Annotated in this window: 19 protein-coding genes; 5 read left to right on the forward strand and 14 right to left on the reverse strand. The window is 68.6% G+C overall.

What is annotated here, in order from left to right; genetic code table 11:
• The first annotated feature begins 48 nt into the window (after positions 1 to 48).
• Genes EJO66_RS27295 through EJO66_RS27305 form a run of 3 tightly spaced genes read left to right on the forward strand, consistent with a single transcriptional unit; the run spans position 49 to position 4,274 of the window.
• Positions 49 to 2,790 carry a circularly permuted type 2 ATP-grasp protein gene (locus EJO66_RS27295; protein ID WP_124961101.1) on the forward strand — a complete coding sequence of 914 codons (2,742 nt, stop codon included), beginning with the start codon at positions 49 to 51 and terminating at the stop codon, positions 2,788 to 2,790.
• 48 nt (positions 2,791 to 2,838) lie between these two features.
• Complete coding sequence (locus tag EJO66_RS27300) at positions 2,839 to 3,819, forward strand: transglutaminase family protein (RefSeq protein WP_124961100.1); 981 nt, start codon at positions 2,839 to 2,841, stop codon at positions 3,817 to 3,819.
• Positions 3,816 to 4,274 carry a RidA family protein gene (locus tag EJO66_RS27305; RefSeq protein ID WP_124961099.1) on the forward strand — a complete coding sequence of 153 codons (459 nt, stop codon included), beginning with the start codon at positions 3,816 to 3,818 and terminating at the stop codon, positions 4,272 to 4,274. The genes EJO66_RS27300 and EJO66_RS27305 overlap by 4 nt, the downstream gene beginning before the upstream one ends.
• A gap of 22 nt (positions 4,275 to 4,296) precedes the next feature.
• Here the strand turns inward: EJO66_RS27305 and EJO66_RS27310 are convergent, their stop codons facing one another.
• From EJO66_RS27310 to EJO66_RS27345, 8 genes are all read right to left on the reverse strand, one after another.
• Positions 4,297 to 5,322 (reverse strand): LacI family DNA-binding transcriptional regulator, encoded by a 1,026-nt coding sequence (locus EJO66_RS27310; protein WP_124961098.1) that lies wholly within the window; start codon positions 5,320 to 5,322, stop codon positions 4,297 to 4,299.
• Positions 5,323 to 5,401: 79 nt separating this feature from the next.
• Positions 5,402 to 6,385, reverse strand: coding sequence for a 2-hydroxyacid dehydrogenase (locus EJO66_RS27315; protein WP_124961097.1), 984 nt, complete (start codon positions 6,383 to 6,385; stop codon positions 5,402 to 5,404).
• A 2-nt stretch (positions 6,386 to 6,387) separates the two neighbouring features.
• The gene (locus tag EJO66_RS27320) at positions 6,388 to 7,341 is read right to left on the reverse strand and encodes a sugar kinase (RefSeq protein ID WP_124961096.1); all 954 of its coding nucleotides are present in this window, start codon (positions 7,339 to 7,341) and stop codon (positions 6,388 to 6,390) included.
• Between the two features lie 10 nt (positions 7,342 to 7,351).
• Complete coding sequence (locus EJO66_RS27325; RefSeq protein WP_124961095.1) at positions 7,352 to 8,095, reverse strand: sugar phosphate isomerase/epimerase family protein; 744 nt, start codon at positions 8,093 to 8,095, stop codon at positions 7,352 to 7,354.
• Positions 8,095 to 8,850, reverse strand: coding sequence for an amino acid ABC transporter ATP-binding protein (locus EJO66_RS27330; protein ID WP_124961094.1), 756 nt, complete (start codon positions 8,848 to 8,850; stop codon positions 8,095 to 8,097). Before EJO66_RS27330 ends, EJO66_RS27325 begins: the two co-directional genes overlap by 1 nt.
• Before the next feature lie 32 nt (positions 8,851 to 8,882).
• Positions 8,883 to 9,689 carry a transporter substrate-binding domain-containing protein gene (locus tag EJO66_RS27335; RefSeq protein ID WP_124961093.1) on the reverse strand — a complete coding sequence of 269 codons (807 nt, stop codon included), beginning with the start codon at positions 9,687 to 9,689 and terminating at the stop codon, positions 8,883 to 8,885.
• Between the two features lie 50 nt (positions 9,690 to 9,739).
• On the reverse strand, positions 9,740 to 10,393 hold the full coding sequence (locus tag EJO66_RS27340; RefSeq protein ID WP_124961092.1) for an amino acid ABC transporter permease: 654 nt from the start codon (positions 10,391 to 10,393) through the stop codon (positions 9,740 to 9,742).
• 29 nt (positions 10,394 to 10,422) lie between these two features.
• Positions 10,423 to 11,094, reverse strand: coding sequence for an amino acid ABC transporter permease (locus EJO66_RS27345; RefSeq protein ID WP_124961131.1), 672 nt, complete (start codon positions 11,092 to 11,094; stop codon positions 10,423 to 10,425).
• Positions 11,095 to 11,229: 135 nt separating this feature from the next.
• Here EJO66_RS27345 and EJO66_RS27350 point away from each other — a divergent pair, with 135 nt between their 5' ends.
• The gene (locus EJO66_RS27350; RefSeq protein WP_125966658.1) at positions 11,230 to 12,930 is read left to right on the forward strand and encodes a hypothetical protein; all 1,701 of its coding nucleotides are present in this window, start codon (positions 11,230 to 11,232) and stop codon (positions 12,928 to 12,930) included.
• A gap of 4 nt (positions 12,931 to 12,934) precedes the next feature.
• Here EJO66_RS27350 and EJO66_RS27355 read toward each other — a convergent pair whose 3' ends face one another.
• Positions 12,935 to 13,465, reverse strand: a complete 531-nt coding sequence (locus tag EJO66_RS27355) for a cysteine hydrolase family protein (RefSeq protein ID WP_124961090.1) — start codon at positions 13,463 to 13,465, stop codon at positions 12,935 to 12,937.
• A gap of 69 nt (positions 13,466 to 13,534) precedes the next feature.
• Entirely contained in the window at positions 13,535 to 15,127 is a 1,593-nt protein-coding gene (locus EJO66_RS27360) for an esterase/lipase family protein (RefSeq protein ID WP_125966659.1), read from the reverse strand.
• Positions 15,128 to 15,328: 201 nt separating this feature from the next.
• Here EJO66_RS27360 and EJO66_RS27365 point away from each other — a divergent pair, with 201 nt between their 5' ends.
• Positions 15,329 to 16,453 (forward strand): MBL fold metallo-hydrolase, encoded by a 1,125-nt coding sequence (locus EJO66_RS27365; RefSeq protein WP_125966660.1) that lies wholly within the window; start codon positions 15,329 to 15,331, stop codon positions 16,451 to 16,453.
• A gap of 12 nt (positions 16,454 to 16,465) precedes the next feature.
• Here the strand turns inward: EJO66_RS27365 and EJO66_RS27370 are convergent, their stop codons facing one another.
• From EJO66_RS27370 to EJO66_RS27385, 4 genes are all read right to left on the reverse strand, one after another.
• On the reverse strand, positions 16,466 to 16,654 hold the full coding sequence (locus EJO66_RS27370) for a hypothetical protein (RefSeq protein WP_124961087.1): 189 nt from the start codon (positions 16,652 to 16,654) through the stop codon (positions 16,466 to 16,468).
• Positions 16,654 to 19,059 (reverse strand): DNA topoisomerase IV subunit A, encoded by a 2,406-nt coding sequence (gene parC / locus EJO66_RS27375; RefSeq protein WP_124961086.1) that lies wholly within the window; start codon positions 19,057 to 19,059, stop codon positions 16,654 to 16,656. The genes EJO66_RS27370 and parC overlap by 1 nt, the downstream gene beginning before the upstream one ends.
• 87 nt (positions 19,060 to 19,146) lie before the next feature.
• Entirely contained in the window at positions 19,147 to 20,085 is a 939-nt protein-coding gene (locus EJO66_RS27380) for a lytic transglycosylase domain-containing protein (protein WP_125966661.1), read from the reverse strand.
• A 33-nt stretch (positions 20,086 to 20,118) separates the two neighbouring features.
• Positions 20,119 to 22,116 (reverse strand): DNA topoisomerase IV subunit B, encoded by a 1,998-nt coding sequence (locus tag EJO66_RS27385; RefSeq protein WP_124961084.1) that lies wholly within the window; start codon positions 22,114 to 22,116, stop codon positions 20,119 to 20,121.
• Positions 22,117 to 22,139 lie beyond the last annotated feature (23 nt).

Raw genomic sequence — 22,139 nt, forward strand, 5'->3', positions numbered from 1 at the left:
CATCGCCCGCCATCCGGCCGGTGACGGCAATGTGACAATCCACCTCCTGTGGAACCCCTGAACGAATCCCTGTTCGACGCCCAGGCGCTGGAATTTCCAGCCGCCCTGGCGTCGGCGCTCGCGCCGGCCGCCCTGCCCGGCCACTTCGATGAACTGCGCGGGCAGGCCACGCCCGCGGTGCCGGCGCGGCCGGCCGCGGGGGCAGCGCCATTGGCGCCGATGCCGCCCACGCTCTACGACGCCGCGGCGCAGCCGCCGGGTCCGTCGCAGGCCCAATCCCAGACACAAACCCAAACGCAGACCCAGGTCCTTCAGACCGCCCCCGGTGACACCCCGCCCCTCACGCCTGCCTGGAACGCCTTCTTCGAGCAGCTCGGCCCGGGCGGATTCAACGACCTGCCAAGGCGCGCGGTCAGCCTCGAGCGGCAGATCCGGGACAACGGCGTCACCTACAACGTCTATGCCGACGCCGACGGGCCGCAGCGCCCCTGGTCGCTCGACCTGTTCCCGCTGATCGTCTCGCCCGAGAGCTGGGCCCAGATCGAGACCGGCGTGCTGCAGCGCGTGCGCGTGCTCGACCGCGTCATGGCCGATGTCTACGGCCCGCAGCAGCTGCTGGCCGAAGGCCTGCTGCCGGCGGCGCTGGTGTGCGGCCACCCCGGCTACCTGCGCGCCCTGCACGGCGTGAAGCCGCCGGGCGACACCTGGCTGCACATCGCGGCCTTCGACCTCGCCCGCGGGCCCGACGGCAACTGGTGGGTGGTGTCGCAGCGCACCCAGGCACCCTCGGGCCTGGGCTACCTGCTCGAGAACCGCCTGGCCATCACGCGCCAGTTCCCGCAGGCCTTCGAGGCCCTGCAGGTGCAGCGCCTGGCCGCCACCTACAGCGCCATGATGGACGGCCTGCAGGGCATGTGCCCGGCCGGCGCGCCGCCGCACATCGCGCTGCTGACGCCCGGCCCCTACAACGAGACCTACTTCGAGCATGCGTACCTCGCGCGCTACCTGGGCCTGACGCTGGTCGAGGGCAGCGACCTCACGGTGCGCGACCAGCGCCTCTACCTCAAGACCCTGCAGGGGCTGCGGCCGGTGCATGGCCTCATCAAGCGGCTGGACGACCAGTTCCTCGACCCGCTCGAGCTGCGCCCCGATTCCACGCTGGGCGTGCCGGGCCTGCTGCAGGCAATTCGCGCCGGCAATGTGCTGGTGGCCAACATGCCGGGCTCGGCCTTCCTCGAATCGCCCGCGCTGCTGGGCTTCCTGCCCGGGCTCGCGCGCCGCCTCATCGGCGAAAAGCTCAAGCTGCCGGCCCTGCCGACCTGGTGGTGCGGCGAGCGCGCCGCGCTCGAGGCGGTACTGCCGCAGCTGGGCGACTGCGCCATCAAGCCCACCTATCCCGGGTCGGACGGGCAGACCAGCTTCGACGCTGTGCTCGGCAGCCAGCTGAGCCGGCGCCAGCTCGACGAATGGGCCGGCCGCATCGTGCGCGAGGGCGAGGCTCACACGGTCCAGAGCTACCTGCCGCTGTCGCAGATGCCCACCTGGGCCAACGACATGGGCCCCGGCCACATCGCGCCGCGCGCGATGCTGCTGCGCGTTTTCGCGGTGAGCGACGGGCCGCAGTCCTGGCGCGTGCTGCCGGGCGGGTTGGCGCGGCTGGCGGGCCGCGATGCGCAGATCGCCTCCATGCAGCGCGGCGGCAGCAGCGCCGACGTGTGGGTGCAGACGCACGGCGAAGTCGACCGCACCACGCTGCTGCAGCCGCATGCCACGCCGGCCTCGCTCGCGCGGCATCGCGCGCCCGTGACCAGCCGCGCGGCCGAGAACATGTTCTGGCTCGGCCGCTACACCGAGCGCGCCGAGAACGCCGTGCGCCTCGCGCGCCTCACGCTCAACCTGCTGGGCAGCGAAGACCAGTCGTCGCGCCCGCTGCTCGACTGGCTGCACCGCATGGCGCTGCGCAATGCGCTGGTGCCGGCCGAGGCGCCGAGCGCGCCGCAGTCGCGCCGCGTGTTCGAACGCGCGCTGATCGCAGAGCTCGGCGACGTGGAGCGCGGCGGCAGCGTGGGCTTCAGCCTGCGCTGCATCCGGCAGGCCGCCGCCGCCGTGCGCGAACGGCTCTCGCAGGACACCTGGAACCAGATCGTGCGTGCCGAGGCCGACTTTTTGCGGCGCGCGGCCGAGCAGGCCGGCGAAGGCAGCTTCGCCACCGGCGCCGCGCTGCGCGCGCTCGAATCCGCCAGCACCGCGCTCGCCGCCATGACCGGCGCGCAGACCGACCGCATGACGCGCGACGACGCCTGGCGCCTGCTGTCGATCGGCCGCCACATCGAGCGGCTGGGCTTTCTTTCGAGCGCGCTGGAGGCCGGTTTCGAGAACGGCGCCGTGCACGAGGTGAGCGGCTTCGAAGCGATGGTGGCGCTGTTCGACAGCACCATCACCTTCCACGCCCGCTACCAGCAGCGGCGCGACGTGGCCACGCTGGTCGACCTGCTGGTGCTCGATGCCGAGAACCCGCGCTCGCTGGCGTGGGTCACGCAGACGCTGCGCGGGCGCATTGCGCGCCTGGCCGGCAGCGCGCCCGGCAAGCTCACCGCGCTGTCGTACGAGCTGCCCGATCCCGCCGCCTGGACGCTCGAGCATCTCTGCGCGGCCGGCGCCGAGGCCAACTACCCGGCGCTGGTCGAGCTTCTGGCCAATTGCGAGACTGCGGCCTACCATGTCTCCGACGCCGTCGGCACGCGCTACTTCACGCTGACCTCCGAATCGCTGCGCTCGGTCGGCGCCTGAGGCAGGACGGCCCGGCGCCGCTTTGCATTGCAGCTCCACAGGACCCCCATGCTCCTTCACGTCACGCACGAAACCCGCTACGAATATTCGCCCGCGGTCGAGACCGCGCAGCACCTGGCGCACCTGAAGCCGCTGGCCACCGGCTCGCAGCGGCTCGTGAGCCACAAGCTCGCGATCGAGCCGCAGCCCGCGCAGCGCAGCGAAGTGCCCGATGTCTACGGCAACACGCGCGCCTTCTTCGCGCTCGAGGCCACGCACGACAGCCTCGTCGTCACGGCCGAAAGCGTGGTGGAAACCGGAGCGCCGCAGCTCGCGCCCGGCATTGCGCGCGAGCTGCCCTGGGAAGCCGTGCGCGAGCGCTTCCGCTACCGCAAGGACGCCACCTTCGACCCGGCCTCGGAGTTCGTGTTTCCGTCGCCCTACGTGCCGCGCCACGACGACTTCGCGGCCTATGCGCGCGCGAGCTTCGCGCCCGAGCGACCGACCTTTGACGTGGCCATGGACCTCACCGAGCGCATGTACCGCGACTTCGCCTACGACGCCGACAGCACCGAGATCAACACACCCGCCGCCGAGGCGCTGGCGCAGCGCAAGGGCGTGTGCCAGGACTTCGCCCACATCATGATCGCCTGCTTCCGCGTCATGGGCCTGCCGGCACGCTACGTGAGCGGCTACCTTCTCACGCAGCCGCCGCCGGGCCAGCCACGGCTGGTGGGCGCCGACGCCTCGCACGCCTGGGTGTCGGTCTACCTGCCGGGCGCGGGCGACGGTCCTGAAAGCACTGGCGGCTGGGCCGACTTCGACCCCACCAACGGGCGCCAGCCCGGCGAAGACTATGTCGCACTCGCGATCGGCCGCGACTACTCCGACGTCTCGCCGATGCGCGGCGTGCTGCACGGCGGCGCGCGCCACACGCTCAAGGTGGGGGTGACGGTGCGGCCTATCGAAGAGTTGCGCGCGCAGGCCGAAGAGGCGGCGCAGTCACAATCACAGATTCAATTGCAACCCACTGAAAAGGATCTTCAATGAGCGTTTACGACAAGCTTTCCAGCCTCGGCATCACCCTGCCCCCGGTCGCCGCCCCCGCCGCGGCCTACGTGCCCTTCGTGCGCACCGGCAACCTCGTTTTCCTCTCGGGCCACATCGCCAGGAAAGACGGCAAGGTCTGGGCCGGCCAGCTCGGCGCAGACATCGGCACCGAAGAAGGCAAGCAGGCCGCGCGCGCCATCGCCATCGACCTGCTCGGCACGCTGCATGCGGCCGTGGGCGACCTGAACAAGGTCACGCGCATCGTCAAGGTCATGAGCCTGGTCAACTCCGTGGGCACGTTCACCGAACAGCACCTCGTGACCAACGGCGCGAGCGAGTTCTTCGCCGAAGTGTTCGGCCCCGAGAAGGGCGCGCATGCGCGCAGCGCGTTCGGCGTGGCACAGGTGCCGATGGGCGCCTGCGTCGAGATCGAGCTGATCGCCGAAGTCGCCTGAGCGGCCGGCGCGTACGCGGCGCCTAGGCCGGCTGCGACGAGCCCCGCACCACAAGTTCTCCGGGCAGAAAAAGCTGGCGCGGCGCGGCATCCAGCCCCCGCAGCCGCTCGATCAGGCAGGTGGCGGCCGTGCGGCCGATGGCGTCGGTCGGCTGCGCCACGGTGCTCAGGCCGGGGCCGATCAGCGAGGCCCATTCGGGATCGTCGAAGCCCACAAAGCCCAGGTCCTGCCCGAACTGCCAGCCCAGCCGCGCCATCGACTGCGCGATGCGCAGCGTGACCACCGCGTTGCCGGCGACCACGGCCGGGCGGCGCCCCCGTTTGGCGCGCTGGCGAAGGGCACGCAATGCCTCGTCGAGCGCATCGCTGTCGCCCTCGACGCTTTCGAACACCTCGCCCGCCACGCGCGGCTCGTGCGCGGCCACGCAGGCACCGAAGGCGGCCGTGCGCTCGCGCCGCGAGCTCACGCCCTTCTGCGGCTCCGTCACATAGAGCAGTTCGCGGTAGCCGCCCTCGACCAGGTGGCCGCAGGTGTCCCGCATGGCCGAATGGTTGTCGAGCGAGACGAAGTCGGTGTGCATGCCGGTGTGGCGGCGGTCCACCAGCACCGCGGGCTTGCCGTGCAGCGTGACCGCGTCGACCACGTTGCTGCCGCGGCCCAGGGTGTTGAGGATGAAGCCGTCGACCTGGTAGCCCGCAAGCGCATCGATGGCCTCGCGCTCGCGTTCGCTCTCGTTGCCCAGGTTGAACAGCATCACCAGGTAGCCGGCGTCCTGGCATGCCTTCTCGGCGCCGCGCAGCACGGCCACCGAATAGGGGTTGGTGATGTCGGCCACGATCAGGCCGATGAGGCGCGAGCGCCCGTGGCTCAGCGCCTGCGCCATCGGGCTGGGGGTGTAGGCCAGCTTGGCGATGGCCGCCTCCACGCGCGCCGCGATGTCGCGGCTCAGCAGGCGCTCGCGGTGGTTGAGAAAGCGCGAGACCGTGGCCTTGGAAACGCCCGCCGCCTGGGCGACGTCGGCGATGGTGGCGCGGCCGCTCGGATTCATGTCTTCGCTCCTTCCCCTCCGCCGCTTGCCCCCACCCCTGCCCTCCCCCGGGAGGGGAGGGAGAAAATCCTCGAGGGCCTCATGCCGCCGCCGTGTCGTACGGCGCAGTCGGCTTCTCGCCCGCCAGCACCTGCAGCAGGTTGGTCGTCGCGAGTTCCGCCATGGCGTGCCGCGTCTCGTGCGTGGCCGATCCGATGTGCGGCAGTGGCGTCACGCGCGGATGCGTGCGCAATGGCGAATCGGCGGGCAGCGGCTCCTTCGCGAACACGTCGAGGCCGGCCGCGCGCAGCGTGCCGTGGTCCAGCGCGTGCAGCAGTGCATCTTCGTTCACCGTGGCGCCGCGGCCGCCGTTGATGAAGGACGCGCCGGGCTTCATGCGCGCGAAGAAGGCCGCGTCGATCATGCCGCGCGTCGCGTCGGTCAGCGGCAGCATTGCCAGCACGATGTCCGAACGCGCGAGCAGCTCGTCGAGCGGCGTGTGCGTGGCGCGGCCCCGCAGCTCGGGCGCCTGCGCGGCCAGGTCGACCGGCCGGCGCGCGTGATAGAGCACCGGCATGCCGAACCCGAGCGCGGCGCGCCGAGCCACGGCCTGGCCGATGCGGCCGAAGCCGAGGATGCCGAGCGTCTTGCCGTGCACGTCGGTGCCGAAGAGTTCTTCGCCGATGTTCTTCGTCCAGCGGCCTTCGCGCACGAGGTTCGAGAGCTCGACCACGCGGCGCTGCGTGGCCATCAGGATCGCGAACACCGTGTCGGCCACGGTCTCGGTCAGCACGTCGGGCGTGTGGCACAGCACGATGCCGCGCCTGTTCAGTTCCGCGAGCGGATAGTTGTCGACGCCGACCGACACGCTCGAAATCACCTGGAGCTGCGGCGCCGCGTCGAGCAGCGCCGCATCGACCGTGTGGCTCGCACCGATCAGTCCATGCGCGCTGCGCAGCGCGGCGGCAAAGGCCTCGGGCTCCTTGCGCGGATCGGCCACGGTCACATGGTGCGCGGCCTGCAAGCGCGCCAGCTGATCCTCAGGCAAGGGCCGGAAGACCAGCACGTTCTTTTTCGTCGTCATGGTCAGAGTCCCGCTTCTTCGAGTTGCGCGCGCGTCGGCAAGCCTTCGGTGTCGCCCAGCACCTGCACCGCACGCGCGCCGATCCATGCGCCGCGGCGCACGGCCTCGGGCACGCTCTTGCCTTCGAGCAATGCGCTCACCACGCCGGCCGCGAAGCCGTCGCCCGCGCCCACAGTGTCGATCACTTCCTTCACCGGAAAGCCATCGACGCGGCCGATGCCGGCCACGTCGCTGTCGTAGTAGGCACCGGCGGCGCCGAGCTTGACTACCACGAGCTTCGCGCCGCGCTGGCGGTAGAAATGCGCAACGCCTTCCGGCGTGCTCTCGCCGGTCAGCAGCAGGCCTTCCTCGATGCCCGGCAGCACCCAGTCGGCACGCGAGGCCAGCTCGTTGATCCAGTGGCGCATGGTCTCGGTCGACGGCCACAGCGTGGGGCGCAGGTTGGTGTCGAACGAGATCGTGCGGCCGGCCGCGCGCATCACTTCCATGGACTTGAGCGCGGCCTGCAGGCTGGTCTCGGAGATGGCCGCGAACACGCCCGTGGCATGCAGGTGGCGCGCCGAGCGCAGCCAGGCCTCATCGACGTCGGCCGGCCCCATCTGGCTCGCGGCCGAGCCCTTGCGGTGGTATTCGACCGGCGGATCGCTGCCATCGGTGACGCGGCCCTTGAACTGGAAGCCGGTGCGCTGCGCCGGATCGCAGATGACGTGCGAGCAGTCGATGCCCTCGCCCTTCATCGCCGCGATCAGGTAGCGCCCCATCGAGTCGGTGCCCAGGCGGCTGGCCCAGCCCACCTTGAGCCCCAGGCGCGAAAGGCCGATGGCCACGTTGGTCTCGGCGCCGGCCGTGCGCTTGTGGAACGCCTGCGCGTCCTCCAGCGGGCCGGGCCGGTCGGCCACGAGCAGCAGCATGGCTTCGCCGAACAGGGCAACGTCGAAAGCAGCGGGTTCTGTCATGTGTTTCTCCCTAGGCCCGCGCGGCGCGGATGAAGTCGACCTGCGCGCGCACGACGGCCGGCAGGTCGTCGCCGGCCAGAGGATATTCGATGGCGTGCGGCACATCGGCAGGCAGCGCGCGCAGCACCGCGCGCCACGGCGCGGCCGAGTCGGCCAACGGCACCGCCACCCACTTGTGCGGCAGCCGCTGCGCGCCCTTGCAGTGCACGTAGCGCACGCGGCGGCCCAGCGCCTGTGCAGCCTGCAGCGGGCATTCGCCGAGCCAGTGCCAGTTGCCCATGTCGAAGGTCATGCCGAGCTCGACGCCAGCGCGGTCGGCCGCATCGAAGAAGGCCTGCAGCGCGGGCAGCGTGCCGGCGCGCACGGTCTGGTCGTTCTCGATCAGCAGTTCGACGCGGGTTTCCGAAAGCTGCACCTTCAGCCCCCAGAGCGAGCCGTGCGAAGACGCACGAAAGTCGCCGATCGACATCTTGAGCCGCCGGGCGCCGAGCCTGGTTGCGGCCGCGATGCCGCGTGCCAGCGCGGCGCTGTCGAGCCAGCCGCCTTCGGCCCAGAGCCCCTCGGGACTCGAATACACCGAGGCCAGGCCCGCCAGCGAAGGCAGCTCCGCCTCGGCATTGCGCAGCAGCTCGCCGCGCACCTCGACCGAATCGGCACCGGCCTCCAGCGCCATCTGCGCGCACCAGAGCTGCCCATGCCTGCCCACCTCGGCCGCACCGAAGGACGACAGAGAAACAAGTACCTGGAAGGACATCAGTGGGCCTGGTGGGAACTCAGGATCTGGCCGAGGAACTGGCGCGTGCGCTCGTCCTTCGGATTGCCGAAGAACTCCTGCGGCGGCGCCTGCTCGACGATCTTGCCGTCGGCCATGAAGATCACGCGGTCGGCCACGCTGCGGGCAAAGCCCATCTCGTGCGTCACGCACAGCATGGTCATGCCGTCTTCGGCCAGGCCGATCATGGTGTCGAGCACTTCCTTGACCATCTCGGGGTCGAGCGCCGAGGTGGGCTCGTCGAACAGCATGATCTTGGGCGCCATGCACAGCGCCCGCGCGATCGCCACGCGCTGCTGCTGGCCGCCCGAGAGCTGGCTGGGGTACTTGCCGGCCTGCTCTGGAATGCGCACGCGCGTGAGGTACTTCATGGCCACCTCTTCGGCCTGCGCCTTTGTCATGCCGCGCGAGCGCATCGGCGCGAGCGTGCAGTTCTCCAGGATGGTGAGGTGCGGAAACAGGTTGAACTGCTGGAACACCATGCCCACTTCGGCGCGCACCGCGTCCACGTTCTTGCCGCCGGCCGTGAGCTCGATGCCATCGACCACGATGCGGCCCTTCTGCACCGTCTCGAGCCGGTTGATGCAGCGGATGAGCGTCGATTTGCCCGAGCCCGAAGGCCCGCAGATCACGATGCGCTCGCCCTGGCGCACCGACAGGTCGATGCCGGTCAACACCTGGAATTCACCGTACCACTTGTTGACCGCTTCCATGCGGATGATCGATTCCGTCGTCATGCCAGGATTCCTTCTTCTTCAGCCTTCGAAGCTCACTGCATCTTGGGCAGGTCGGCCTGCAGCCACTTCTGGTAGAGCTTGTTGAGCTCGCCGTTGGCGGTGTTCTTTGCGACGAATTCGTTCACGGCCTTGGCCAGCTCTTCCTGGCCCGGACGCATCGCGATGCCCATCGACTGCTGCACCAGCGTGAACTTGTTCTCGTAGGTGCCGGCGGGCACGCGCTTGGCGATCTGCGCCGCCACGGTGACCGAACAGCCGATCGCATCGACCTGGCCCGAGATCAGCGCCTGCATGGCCGAGGCATCGTCGTCGAAGCGGCGGATCTCGGTGCCTTCGGGCGCGGCCTTGGTCACGGCCACGTCTTGCGTGGAGGCACGGGCCACGCCCACGCGCAGGCCCTTCAGGTCGCCGGCTGCCTTGATGGGGGTCTTGGTGGCGCCGTACAGCACGATGGTCGCGGCCGCGTAGGGCTGCGAGAACTGCACCTGCTTGGCGCGCTCGGGTGTGATGGCCAGCGAAGCGACCAGCACATCGACCTTGTTGGTCAAGAGGAAGGGAATGCGGTTCGGGCCGGTTACCGGCACGATGTTGGCCTTGACGCCCCAGTCCTTGGCCAGCAGCCTGGCCACGTCGGCGTCGTAGCCGTCGGGCTGGTTCTGCGCATTGGTGGTGCCGTAGGGCGGAAAGTCGACCAGCATGCCGATGGTGATCTCGCCCTTCTTCTTGATGTCGGCCACGGCCTGTGCCGAGGCGAAGGGTGCGAACACGGTGAGCGCGGCGCCCAATCCCAGGGATGCGAGGGATGCCAGCGTTGCGCGGCGGGTGGTGGTACGGGTCATGGGAATGTGTCTCCTGGATAAAGAAGGAATCGACGAGAAAGGAAAAGGAATCAGCGGGCCAGCGCCCGCGCGCGCTTGCGCTCCATGCGGGCGGCGAGCAGCGACAGCGGCCAGCAGATCGCGAAGTAGATGGCGGCCACCACCGAGAACACGACCAGCGGCTGGAAGGTGGCGTTGTTGACGATCTGCCCGGCGCGCGTGACCTCGACGAAGCCGATGATCGCGGCGAGCGACGTGCCCTTGATGATCTGCACCACGTAGCCCACCGTGGGCGCGAGCGCGATCTTCAGCGCCTGCGGCAGCACCACGTCACGCATGCGCGCCGCGTACTTGAGGTTGAGCGCCTGCGCCGCCTCCCACTGGCCGCGCGGAATGGCCTCGATGCAGCCGCGCCAGATCTCGCCGAGGAAGGCGGCGCTGTTGAGGATGAGCGCGACGCCGGCCGCCACCCAGGGGTTGATGTCCAGCCCCAGCACCGGCGCGCCGAAGAACACCAGGAACAGCTGCAGCAGCAGCGGCGTGCCCTGGAAGATCTGGATGAAGGTGGTCGACACGCCGCGTGCCCACGCCGATTCCGACGTGCGCATGAGCGCGATGGCGAGCCCCAGGATTGCGCCGCCCACGAAGGCGATGGCCGACAGCGCCAATGTCCACTTGGCCGCTTCGAGGATGAAAAGGAATTCGGGAAAGCCGAAGGTACGCATGGTTTTTTCCTGCTCCGCTCTGGGGCCTGCTACCGGCGGTCCGGGTAGTTGAGCGTGCGCTTGTAGATCAGCTTGAACATCGCCGAGAAGGCCAGCGCCAGCGCAAGATAGATGGCGGCCACCACGATGTAGATCTCGAAGCTGCGGAAGGTCTGCGACTGCAGGTTGGCGGCCACCGAGGTCAGGTCGTCGGCCGAGATGACCGACACCACGGCCGAGCTCAGCATCAGCAGAATGAACTGGCTCGTGAGCGCCGGGTAGATGGCCTTGAGCGCCGGCTTGATGATCACGAAGCGGAAGATCTCCCAGGGCTTGAGGTTGAGCGCCCTGCCCGCCTCGATCTGCCCCTTGGGAATCGACTCGATGCCCGCGCGGATGATTTCCGTCGCGTAGGCGCCAAGGTTCACCACCATGGCCACCAGCGCGGCCGTCTGCGGCGACCAGCGCAGCCCGATGGCCGGCAGCGCGAAGAAGAAAAAGAACAGCTGCACCAGGAACGGCGTGTTGCGGATCACCTCGATGTAGGCGTTGATGAAAAAGCGCAGCCAGCCCGGCCCCGAGGTCTTGCCCCAGGCACAGAAGATCGCGACCACCAGGCCCAGCAGCGTGGCCACGAGCGAGAGCTGGATCGTGATCCAGGTGCCCTTGAGCAGCAGCGGCCAGGCAGCGAAGACGGCGTCGAATTGAAACTGGTAGTTCATGGGTGGGGCGAGCACGGCGTGGCCGTGCGCATGCCTCGAAAGCAATGCTTGCAGCTTATATGAAACCGGTTTCAGGCCAAGGCAGGGATTTCCCTAGGTCGGTCTTTCGACGGCCCTTCTGCCTACACTCGCGCGATGCTGAATACATCCGAGGCCACCGAGCGTGCACGGGCACTTGCACCCCCTGCCGTGCAGCATTTCAGGCAGGCCCTGCTCTGGCCCCTGCGGCTGGTGCCGGCCCCCGATGCCAAGCCCACGCACCACGGCCCCTGGCACGTGCTGCGCGAGATGGGCGATGCTTCTCCCTGGCGCGAGGAGATCGACGAATACACCGGCGACAGCAGCCGCTTCCACGAGCGGCACTACAACGAATTCGTGAGCTTCCTGCCGTACGTGCAGCGCTTTCTCTACGGCGAGGGCCGCTCGAAGAACAGGGACGGCGCGGATACCGGCAGCGACGGCGATTCGCCGATGCGCGTCTTCCGCCGCCGCGACATTGCGGCCGTGCGCGTGGTCGCAGAGGCCGGCAACGCGCCGATCACGCTCGACGTAGTGCATTGCGACCTGTATTTCTTCTTCGACATCGACGTGGTGCTGCTCAACCTCGAGGTCGGCGCCGACCACCTGAGCCTCGCCCAGGCGCAGGACCTGCTCTACCGCTTCGGCCGCGCCTATCCCGCGGGCTGGAACGCCGAGGGCGGTGCGCTGCACTGCATGGCCAGCGTCGAATGGCTGGCCGCCGACGGCAGCGTGCTCGCGCGGTCGGATGCGCAGCAGCGCGAAGCCTTTCTCTCGCACGTGGCCCAGCACCGCGCGCCGCGCATCTCGGCCCACTGGGCCTACCTGATGCAGCCGCTGGTGAGCGACCATTCCGAAGACCCCGGCGTGCTGCGCTACCGCCAGATCGAGTACTACCGCATGCCGGTGATGGCCTACCTTTCACTCGACGATCCCAAGCGCCTCACGCGCAACGACTTCATCCGGCTCGGGCTCGTCACCGGCGCGGCCGAAGCCGATGCGGCGCAGCATGCCCACCTGCCCTACGCGGAGCAGCACCTGGCCGACTTCGAGCACCGCTACTGCTACGACCGCTTCTGGGTCGATGCGGGCGCCGCGCCCAACACGCGCTACCTGTGCAACGGCCATGCGCTCATCGTGGTGGGCGATGCACGCTCGGAATTCTTCTGCTGCCGCGACCGCGGCGTGCTCGCGCAGTTCCGCCACCAGCACTTCCTGCTGTTCCTGATTGCGCACTTCCAGAAGGCGGCGCTGCTGATGTTCTCGGACCAGCTGGTCGAGGCGCTCAAGCGGCTCGACATCCACAGCACGCCGAGCGTGAAGCAGTTCAAGCGCGCGATCCGCTCGAGCTTCGAGCGCTTCCTGCGCTTCACGCACCGCTACTGGTTCCACGAGATCTCGGAGCAGGCCCAGGTGCGGGCGCTGTCCCACATGTGCACCGCGCACCTCGGGCTCGACCCGCTCTACGACGAGGTCAAGGCACGCATCGCCGACATGAACACCTACCTGGACGCCGACAGCCTGCGCCGGCAGGCCAGCACCGTGGTGCGGCTCACGGTGGTCACGCTGTTCGGCCTGATCGGCACGGTGACCACGGGCTTCCTCGGCATGAACCTGCTGGCCGAGGCCGACGCGCCGCTGTGGCGCAAGGCGATCTGGTTCGGCGTGGTGTTCGTCTTCACGACCTGGCTCACGATCTACACGATGGTGAAGTCGCAGCGGCTGTCGGACTTCATCGACGCGCTGTCGAACGACCGGCTGAGCCTGAAGGGCAAGCTGGCCGCGCTGGCGCGCGTGTGGCGGCGCGGCGCGGACTGAGCGGTCAGAAGACGATCTTCGCGCTGGGCACCGCGCGGATCGGCACGCCGAAGCTCGTGATGTCCGACAGCGTGGCGTTGTGGTGCGCGCGGATGAAGTCGCCGGTGGCGTGCGGCTTGTCGTGCGAGGTGTGCGCGTCGGCCGCGAGCACGACCTCGTAGCCCAGCGCGGCGGCTCGGCGCGCGGTGGTGTCCACGCAGAACTCCGACGAGTAGCCGCAGATCACCACGCACTGCACCGCATGCCCCGCGAGCCATGCCTGCAGCGGCGTGCGCAGGAACGAGTCGGGGGTGGCCTTGCGGATCTTCGTGTCACCGGAATCGACCTCCAGCGCGCTCGAAAGCTGCCAGCGCTCGGAGTCGAATTCGAGGTCGACGGCGTTCTCGTGCTGGATGAAAGCCACCGGCACGCCTGCGGCACGGGCACGCGCGGTGAGGTCATTGACCCGCTGCGCGACCTCGGCGGCCTCATGGGGACGCGGCAGGTCGTCATAGAGGCCGCGCTGCATGTCGATGACGAGAACGGCAGTTTTCATGGGGGAGGAGAAGGCAGGACCCTGGACCGCCCCGAGTATGACGCCGGCGCCCGCCGGACGGCGCCTTCTTCAATTCCAGGCGCTCACCTCCAGCCGCACCTTGCCGCTGATGCCGGGCGCCGCCGGTGCCGCGCCCAGGCTCGAAAGCGGCACGATGAACTGCAGCTTGCCGTCGGCCAGCTGCTTCGGGCTCATCGGCAGCGAGGCCTGTCCCGCGGTGTCAGTCTGCCAGCCGTACTTCACGTTCCAGTTCTGCGCCGCGTCGCCGGCCTGGGGCGGCGCGATCTCGATCACCAGCGTGTCGCGGAACAGCGAACTGCCTTCGTAGTGGCCGTCGAGCCAGAACTTCTTGTTCACCTGGTAGTCGGGCACGCGCACGCCGAGCGTCATCGCGTAGGCCAGCGTCGGCCGGTCCTGCTTCACGCGCGCCTTGTTGGCAAGGAACACGGTCGAGAGATAGATCGAGCGGCGCTCCGGCTTTTCGGGGTCGGTCAGCTCCTTGTGCGTGCGGCAGGCGGGCGAGTCTTCCTCGGCCACGCGCCGGCTCAGGTACCAGCGCTTGCCGCGCGGCGCGGCCAGCAGTTCGACCTGGTAGAGCGCGTCGACGTCGGCGTCCTTGGGCAGGTCCGGCGGCAGCGTCACGCCGTCGACCTCGAACCAGAGATCGACGCGCACGTCGCCGAACAGGAAGCGCACGAGGTTCTGGTAGGCCTCCTCGGAATTGACGATGCCGAAGTAGCCCGAGTGCGAGCGAAAGGCGTAGGCGGTGGCCACCGGCTTGCTGCGCTTCGCATCGTCGATGGACCAGAGCGAGGCGTTCTCGATGCGCACCAGCCCATCGCTGCCGTGGCCCGCGAACATGCGCGAGAGGCCCTTGGCGGCCTCGTAGTCGCCGCGGTTGGAGCCCACCATGCAGAAGAAGCGATCGGCCGGAAACGCGGAGGCCGGCAGGTAGTCCATGCGGCCGTCGACCGGCGCCGCGTCCATGAACTCCGACATCCGCTCGCGGTTGAAGGTATTCATCTCGTTGGCCGTGAGCCAGGCCGGCACGTTGATGCCGCCCATGTCGATGCCGTTGTGCGGCGTGGCGTAGGTGAACACCTTGTCGACGCAGGCGCGCGCCGCCGCATCGCCGAGCGCCGGGTTCTGCAGGAAGGCCCGCACCACCAGGCCCCCCATCGAATGCGCCACCAGGTAGCAGCGGAAGTCGGCCGCCGAGAAAGCGGGCCCCTCGCGCAGCGCCACCAGGTCGCGCACGCGAAGAATCAGCTTGCTCAAACCCTGCGCGTAGATTTTCACGTCGCGCGACTTGCCGTCGCCCAGCAGTTCCGAGCCGCTGTCGTAGTAGCGGTAGATGACGATCGATGCGGCCGGAATGCCGTCCACGTCCTTGCCGGTTTCGTCGGGCGAAGGCTTCCAGTCGTTGTCGAGGATGTCCAGGCCATTCTGGTAGACGCTCTGGTACTGGAAGTCGGCCAAAAGGCGCACCACCGGCGATTCGAAGACGAACTTCTGCGCCGGCGCATCCTTCTTCACGGTGGCGCGGTAGACGGTGGAGCCCACGTTGAATCCGCAGAACGGATCGGCCGCGGTGTCGTCGCGCTCGGCCTCGGTCATGGCGTAGCCGCGCACGTAGATGATGGGATAGCGGTTGCTGCTCATGGTGTGGTCGCCTCCTTCAGGCCCGCGGCACGCGGTACCTTTTCAGTGTGCCGCGCAGCGCCGGGCCAGGCCATAGAACGCATGGCATACGACGAGCGGCGCGAAAATGTCCCTGTGCGCCGAATGTTTCTGCCGCTGAAACCATTGGCGGCCGCGCGCCGGCTAAGCTCGCGCCGCAAAAACCCGACCACATCGCAGCCCATGAACGACGCTCCCCGTCTCTCGATTCCTCTTCTGAAGCGCCGTCTTCGCAGCTATGGCACCTCGCTCTTCGCGGCCGGCTGCGCACTGGTCGCGGGCTGCGCCAGCAGCAGCGGGTGCGAGGCGCGCTACGACGCATCGCCGCAGTTCAAGGGCTGCAACTTCCAGAACCTGCCAAACCCGGACGTGCGGCCTTCGGCCAGCGGATGGCGGATCTGGTCGCGATTCATCGTCGGCGACAAGGTCGGCACCGTGCCGGTCGACCCGATCCCGGTGCGCATGCTGGCCACCGCCGACCTGGAGGCACTCGACCCCAAGGCCAACCACGTGGTGCGGCTCGGCCATTCGTCGCACCTGCTCAAGCTGCAGGGCAAGTACTGGCTGATCGATCCCGTGTTCAGCGAGCGCGCGTCGCCGTTCACCTGGGTGGGCCCCAAGCGCTTCCACAAGCCGCCGCTCAGGCTCGAGCAGTTGCCGCCCATCGAAGGCCTGATCCTCTCGCACGACCACTACGACCACCTCGACGTGGCCACCATCGAGTACCTGGCGCAGCGCGTGCAGCGCTACTTCGTGCCGCTGGGCGTGCGCGCGCGGCTGGTGGCCATGGGCGTACCCGCGGAGCGCGTGACAGAGCTCGACTGGTGGCAGGGCGGCGAGCACGACGGCGTCAAGCTCACCGCCACGCCGGCACAGCACTTCTCGGGCCGAACGCTGACCGACCGCGACCGCACGCTGTGGGCGTCATGGGTGGTGCAAAGCGGCGAGCAGCGCATCTTCTACAGCGGCGACTCGGGCTACTTTCCGGGCTTCAAGCAGATCGGCGAGCGCTTCGGCGGCTTCGACCTGGCGCTGATGGAAAACGGCGCCTACGACGCCTACTGGCCCGCCGTCCACATGACGCCCGAGCAGAGCGTGCAGGCCTTCGAGGACCTGCGCGGCAAGGTGCTCTATTCGGTGCACAACACCACCTTCGACCTCGCCTTCCACACCTGGCACGATCCGCTGGACCGCATTGCCGACCTGTCGCAGGCAAAGAAGATCGAACTCGCCACGCCGGTGATCGGCGAGGTGCTCACGGTGGGAAAGGCCCGCACCAACGAGCGTTGGTGGCAGGGCCTGCGCTAGGGCGCGGGGGCTTTAGCCGCGTTCCTTGCGCTCGCGCGCCCGGCGCTGCTGCCGGGTTTCGTTGGCCTGCGCCGCGATGCGGTCCTTCTCGCGCTGCTTGGCCCCGCGCTTCAGGCGCATGCGCCGGCCGAACCAGAAGCTGGCAAGGCCCGTGACCACCGCAATGAAGAGGCCGATGACGCTGATGTCGATGCCTCCCATCACAGCACCCGCACGATGCTCGCCGGCTTGAAGCCGAGGTCGGCCGCCTTGCCCTTGCGCGCACGGCTGCCGCGCGCGTTGTTGAGCGTGCGGATCTCCAGCGTTTCATCGCGCTCCTTGCCGCCGCGGCCGATGCCTTCGATCTTCACGCTGCGCGTGAAGGCCGCGGCACCCGCGAGCGTGTCCTTGGCGTCGAGGTCGATCAGCGTGAGCCCGCGGCCGCCCTTGGGCAGGCTCTTGAGCTCGGCAATGTCGAAGGTCAGGATGCGGCCGCCGGTCGAGGCGCAGGCCACGTGCGTGGCGGCCGGCATCGGCTCGGCGCCGCTCGCGCCGCCCACCAGCGACGGGCGGCAGAGCTGCTCGCCCTCGCCCACGTCGATGAAGGCCTTGCCGCCGCGCTGGCGCGACATCATGTTCTCGACGGTGGCAATGAAGCCGTAACCGCCGGTGTTGGCCAGCAGCAGGCTGGCGCCCACCGGGCCCGCGAAGAAGTGCGTGACGTGCGTGCCGGCATCGAGCTCGATCAGCGTGGTCACGGGCTGGCCGTCGCCGCGCGCACCGGGCAGCGAGGCCACGGGAACGGTGTACACGCGCACGCTCTTGTCCTTGGCCGAGCCGAACACCAGCAGCGTGTCGACGCTGCGGCATTCGAAGGCGCCGTAGAGCGCATCGCCGGACTTGAAGCTGTACTCGGGCGCGGCCGAACCGTTGGCGCCGTTCACCGCGGCCTTCTCGCTGGCCCACCCCTTCTGCGCGCGGACCCAGCCCTTCTGCGAGACGATCACGGTCACGGGCTCGTCGACCACCTTCACCTCGGCCACGGCGCGCTTCTCGGCCTGGATCAGCGTGCGGCGCGGGTCTTCGAAGGTCTTGGCATCGGCCTCGATTTCCTTCACCAGCAGGCGGCGCAGCGCCGCCGGGCTGCCGAGGATGTCCTCGAGCTTTTTCTGCTCGTCGCGCAGGCCCTTGAGCTCCTGTTCGATCTTGATGGCTTCAAGCCGCGCGAGTTGGCGCAGGCGGATTTCAAGGATGTCCTCGGCCTGCCGTTCGCTGAGGTTGAAGCGCGCGATGAGCGCGGCCTTCGGGTCCTCGGCCGCGCGGATGATCGCGATCACCTCGTCGATGTTGAGCAGCACCAGCTGCCGCCCCTCGAGGATGTGGATGCGGTCCTGCACCTTGCCCAGCCGGTGCCGCGAGCGCTTCTCGACGGTGACCTCGCGGAACGCGATCCACTCGTTGAGCATCTGGCGCAGCGACTTCTGCGTGGGCTTGCCGTCGATGCCCACCATCGTGAGGTTGATGGGCGAGGAGGTCTCGAGCGAGGTCTGCGCGAGCAGCGTGGTGATGAATTCTTCCTGGCTGATGCGCGAGGTCTTGGGCTCGAACACCAGGCGCACGGCGGCGTCCTTGCTGGATTCGTCGCGCACCACGTCGAGCACCGAGAGCATCGCAGCCTTGAGCTGGGTCTGGTCGGCGCTCAGCGCCTTCTTGCCGGCCTTGACCTTCGGGTTGGTGATTTCCTCGATTTCCTCGAGCACCTTCTGCGTGCTGACGCCCGGCGGCAGTTCGTTGACCACGAGCTGCCACTGGCCGCGCGCGAGGTCCTCGATCTTCCAGCGCGCGCGCACCTTGAGCGAGCCGCGACCGGTTCGGTAGGCGTCGGCGATGTCGGCCGGCCCGCTGATGATCTGCGCGCCGCCCGGGTAGTCAGGGCCGGGCACGATCTGCAGCAGTTCCTCGTCGCTGAGCTTGCCGTTCGACTTGATCAGCGCCACGCAGGCATCGGCGATCTCGCGCAGGTTGTGGCTCGGGATCTCGGTGGCCAGGCCGACCGCGATGCCGCTCGCGCCGTTGAGCAGCGTGAAGGGCAGCCGTGCGGGCAACAGGCGCGGCTCCTCGGTGCTGCCGTCGTAGTTGGGAATGAAGTCGACCGTGCCTTCGTCGATCTCGTCGAGCAGCAGGCTGGTGATGCGGGCCAGGCGTGCCTCGGTGTAGCGCATGGCCGCAGCGCCGTCGCCGTCGCGGCTGCCGAAGTTGCCCTGGCCATCGACCAGCGGATAGCGCTGCGAGAAGTCTTGCGCCATGCGCACCAGCGCGTCGTAGGCGGCCTGGTCGCTGTGCGGGTGGAAGCGGCCGAGCACGTCGCCGACCACGCGCGCGCTCTTGACGGGCTTGGCGCCCACGGTGCCGTTGGCGCCGCCGAAGCCCAGGCCCATGCGCGACATCGAATACAGGATGCGCCGCTGCACCGGCTTCTGGCCGTCGGACACATCGGGCAGCGCGCGGCCCTTGACCACGCTCAGGGCGTATTCGAGGTAGGCGGTCTGCGCGTAGTCGGCCAGCGTGAGGGTGGTGTCGCCGTCGGTGGGGCCTGCAAGGTCGAGCGGAGGTTGAGAGTCGTCCATGAAGAAGAGAGAAAGAAAAACAGTGACAGGCGGCGTGCGTTCGCGCTCAGCCCAAATTGAAAGCGGGGTGCATGGCGGCCTGCGGGATCACGACAGCGGCGACGGCGGCAACGAAGCGTCGCCCGGCTCCGCCGCACTGGTGGGCACATCGGAGGGCTCGGGAATCTCGGGCATGGTCGGCACGTTGCGCGGCGACTCGGACGGCATGTTGCCGCGCCCGATCGCGCCGCCCTTGGGCACCGACATTTCCATGCGGATGCGCCCCGGCGTCCTGCCGCCGCTGCTTCCACTGCCGCTGCGCAGGTTGCCGCCCACGGTCACGGCCGAGGGCTTGAGGTACGCATACAGCTGCAGCACGGTCTGCACGTAGTTCTGCGTTTCCTTGTAGTTCGGGATCTTGTTGCCCGCGCGCTGCACCGCGCCCTCGCCCGCGTTGTAGGCGGCCAGCGCGAGCTCGATCTGGCCCGGGAACATCGCGATCAGGTCGCGCAGGTAGCGCGAGCCGGCGGCGATGTTGATGTGCGGGTCGAACAGCTTCTTCTCGATCGTGCCGCGCTTGTCCGTCGCCACGCCGTAGCGCTGCGCGGTGGCCGGCATGAGCTGCATGAGCCCCATCGCGCCCTTGGGCGAGACGGCCTTGGCATCGAAGCCCGACTCGGTGGCGACCAGCGCCTGCAGCAGCTCGTAGTCGATTGCGTGCTTGCTCGACGCATCGCGCAGCGCCGCCTTGGCGGTCTTGTAGCCGGGCGAGGCCTCGAACATGGCGAGCAGGTTCTGCGAGGCCGGCGACACCTTGCCGTCGAGCCGGCGGTGGATGCCGCCGCGGCCCATCGGCGACAGGCCCTTGGCGGTGTCGAAGCTCTGGCCGCCCTGGAAGAAGAGCTTGTAGCGCTCGTCGACCTTCTCGGCCGCGAAGTGCGCCACGCCGTTGCTGTCGATGTAGCCGTAGATGTCGGCCGCGTGCGCGAGCCCCTGCTGCATGCACAGCAGAAAGGCCAACCACAGCGAACGCTTGAAAACCGACATGCGTGTGAGAAGAAGGAAAGAAAAAGGAAACTGTCAGACGTCGATGTCGACGTCGTCTGCGCGCAATTCCATGAGCTCGCGCCGCGCCGCCGCTTCGCCCTTGCCCATCAGCTTGGTGATCTCGCCCTGGGTGGACGAAAAATCGAACCGACCCAATTGGACCTTCATCAGGCGGCGGGTGTCCGGATTGAGCGTGGTTTCCCACAATTGTTCCGCGCTCATTTCGCCCAGGCCCTTGAAGCGGCTGATGCTCCAGGCGCCTTCGCGCACGCCATCTTTACGCAATTTGTCGAGCGTGGCCGTGAGTTCGCCCTCGTCGAGCGCATAGACCTTCGAGGCCGGCTTCTTGCCGCGCGCAGGCGCATCGACGCGAAACAGCGGCGGCTTTGCGACATACACGTGGCCGGCTTCGATGAGTTTCGGAAAGTGGCGGAAGAACAGCGTGAGCAGCAGCACCTGGATGTGCGAGCCGTCCACGTCGGCATCGGAGAGGATGCAGATCTTGCCGTAGCGCAGGCCGCTCATGTCGGGCGTGTCGGCCGGGCCGTGCGGATCGACGCCCACGGCCACCGAGATGTCGTGGATTTCGGTGTTGGCGAAGAGCCGGTCGCGCTCCACTTCCCAGGTGTTGAGCACCTTGCCGCGCAGCGGCAGGATGGCCTGGCTTTCCTTGTCGCGGCCCATCTTGGCGCTGCCGCCGGCCGAATCGCCCTCGACCAGGAAGACTTCGTTGTGGCTGATGTCCTTGCTCTCGCAATCGGTCAGCTTGCCGGGCAGCACGGCCACGCCGGAGCCCTTGCGCTTCTCGACCTTCTGGCCGGCGCGCTGGCGCGTCTGCGCGGCCTTGATGGCGAGTTCGGCGAGCTTCCGGCCGTAGTCGACGTGCTGGTTGAGCCAGAGCTCGAGCGCGGGGCGCACGAAGCTCGACACCAGGCGCACGGCATCGCGCGAATTGAGGCGCTCCTTGATCTGGCCCTGGAACTGCGGGTCGAGCACCTTGGCGCTCAGTACGTACGAAGCGCGTGCGAACACGTCTTCGGGCAGCAGTTTCACGCCCTTGGGCAGCAGCGAATGCAGCTCGATGAAGCCCTTCACCGCGGTGAAGAGGCCATCGCGCAGGCCGCTCTCGTGCGTGCCGCCGGCGCTGGTGGGAATCAGGTTGACGTAGCTCTCGCGCACCGGCTGGCCGTCTTCGGTGAAGGCCACGCACCAGTCGGCGCCCTCGCCCTCGGCGAAGTTGTCGGCGTTCTTGTCGGCATGGCCGCTGCCTTCGAACAGCGGGATCACGGGATCGCCGTTGAGCGTCTGCATGAGGTAGTCGCTCAGGCCGCCCTTGTAGAGCCACTGCTGCGTTTCCTTGGTCTTCTCGACCGTGAGCGTGACGCTCACGCCCGGCATCAGCACGGCCTTGCTGCGCAGCAGGTGGGTGAGCTCGGCCATCGGCAGCGCCGCGGTCTCGAAGTACTTGGCGTCGGGCCAGGCGCGCACCGTGGTGCCCTGCTTGCGCTCGCCGGCTTCGAGCTTGCGCACCTGCAGCGGCTCGATCACGTCGCCGCCGCTGAAGGCCAGCCTGGCGATCGAGCCTTCGCGGTGGGTGGTGACTTCGAGCCGCTTCGACAGCGCGTTGGTCACCGACACGCCCACGCCGTGCAGGCCGCCCGAGAAGCTGTAGGCGCCGCCCGAGCCCTTGTCGAACTTGCCGCCGGCGTGCAGCCGGGTGTAGACCAGTTCGACCACGGGCGCCTTTTCTTCGGGGTGCAGTCCGAAGGGAATGCCGCGGCCGTCGTCCTCGACGCTGACCGAGTTGTCGGCATGCAGCGTGACCTTGATCTTCTTGCCATGGCCCGCCAGCGCCTCGTCGGCGGCGTTGTCGAGCACCTCCTGGATGATGTGCAGCGGGTTGTCGGTCCGGGTGTACATGCCCGGGCGCTGCTTCACGGGCTCCAGGCCCTTGAGCACGCGGATGGAGCCTTCCGAGTACCCGGAGGACGCGGACGATGAACTGGGGGGAGTCTTGGGGGGAGTCGCCATGGGGGCGGATTGTAGTCAGTCGC

Origin of the sequence: Variovorax beijingensis, assembly GCF_003951285.1 — a bacterium.
GTDB lineage: Bacteria > Pseudomonadota > Gammaproteobacteria > Burkholderiales > Burkholderiaceae_C > Variovorax > Variovorax beijingensis.

Bases quoted from the DNA above. Each gene is read 5' to 3' on its own strand.
- EJO66_RS27300 (WP_124961100.1), top strand. From the start codon at position 2,839: ATGCTCCTTCACGTCACGCACGAAACCCGCTACGAATATTCGCCCGCG.
- EJO66_RS27365 (WP_125966660.1), top strand. From the start codon at position 15,329: ATGAACGACGCTCCCCGTCTCTCGATTCCTCTTCTGAAGCGCCGTCTT.
- EJO66_RS27370 (WP_124961087.1), bottom strand. From the start codon at position 16,654: ATGGGAGGCATCGACATCAGCGTCATCGGCCTCTTCATTGCGGTGGTC.
- parC (WP_124961086.1), bottom strand. From the start codon at position 19,059: ATGGACGACTCTCAACCTCCGCTCGACCTTGCAGGCCCCACCGACGGC.
- EJO66_RS27340 (WP_124961092.1), bottom strand. From the start codon at position 10,393: ATGCGTACCTTCGGCTTTCCCGAATTCCTTTTCATCCTCGAAGCGGCC.
- EJO66_RS27310 (WP_124961098.1), bottom strand. From the start codon at position 5,322: ATGAATCCGAGCGGCCGCGCCACCATCGCCGACGTCGCCCAGGCGGCG.
- EJO66_RS27350 (WP_125966658.1), top strand. From the start codon at position 11,230: ATGCTGAATACATCCGAGGCCACCGAGCGTGCACGGGCACTTGCACCC.
- EJO66_RS27325 (WP_124961095.1), bottom strand. From the start codon at position 8,095: ATGTCCTTCCAGGTACTTGTTTCTCTGTCGTCCTTCGGTGCGGCCGAG.
- EJO66_RS27320 (WP_124961096.1), bottom strand. From the start codon at position 7,341: ATGACAGAACCCGCTGCTTTCGACGTTGCCCTGTTCGGCGAAGCCATG.
- EJO66_RS27330 (WP_124961094.1), bottom strand. From the start codon at position 8,850: ATGACGACGGAATCGATCATCCGCATGGAAGCGGTCAACAAGTGGTAC.
- EJO66_RS27360 (WP_125966659.1), bottom strand. From the start codon at position 15,127: ATGAGCAGCAACCGCTATCCCATCATCTACGTGCGCGGCTACGCCATG.
- EJO66_RS27355 (WP_124961090.1), bottom strand. From the start codon at position 13,465: ATGAAAACTGCCGTTCTCGTCATCGACATGCAGCGCGGCCTCTATGAC.
- EJO66_RS27305 (WP_124961099.1), top strand. From the start codon at position 3,816: ATGAGCGTTTACGACAAGCTTTCCAGCCTCGGCATCACCCTGCCCCCG.
- EJO66_RS27315 (WP_124961097.1), bottom strand. From the start codon at position 6,385: ATGACGACGAAAAAGAACGTGCTGGTCTTCCGGCCCTTGCCTGAGGAT.
- EJO66_RS27335 (WP_124961093.1), bottom strand. From the start codon at position 9,689: ATGACCCGTACCACCACCCGCCGCGCAACGCTGGCATCCCTCGCATCC.
- EJO66_RS27345 (WP_124961131.1), bottom strand. From the start codon at position 11,094: ATGAACTACCAGTTTCAATTCGACGCCGTCTTCGCTGCCTGGCCGCTG.
- EJO66_RS27385 (WP_124961084.1), bottom strand. From the start codon at position 22,116: ATGGCGACTCCCCCCAAGACTCCCCCCAGTTCATCGTCCGCGTCCTCC.
- EJO66_RS27380 (WP_125966661.1), bottom strand. From the start codon at position 20,085: ATGTCGGTTTTCAAGCGTTCGCTGTGGTTGGCCTTTCTGCTGTGCATG.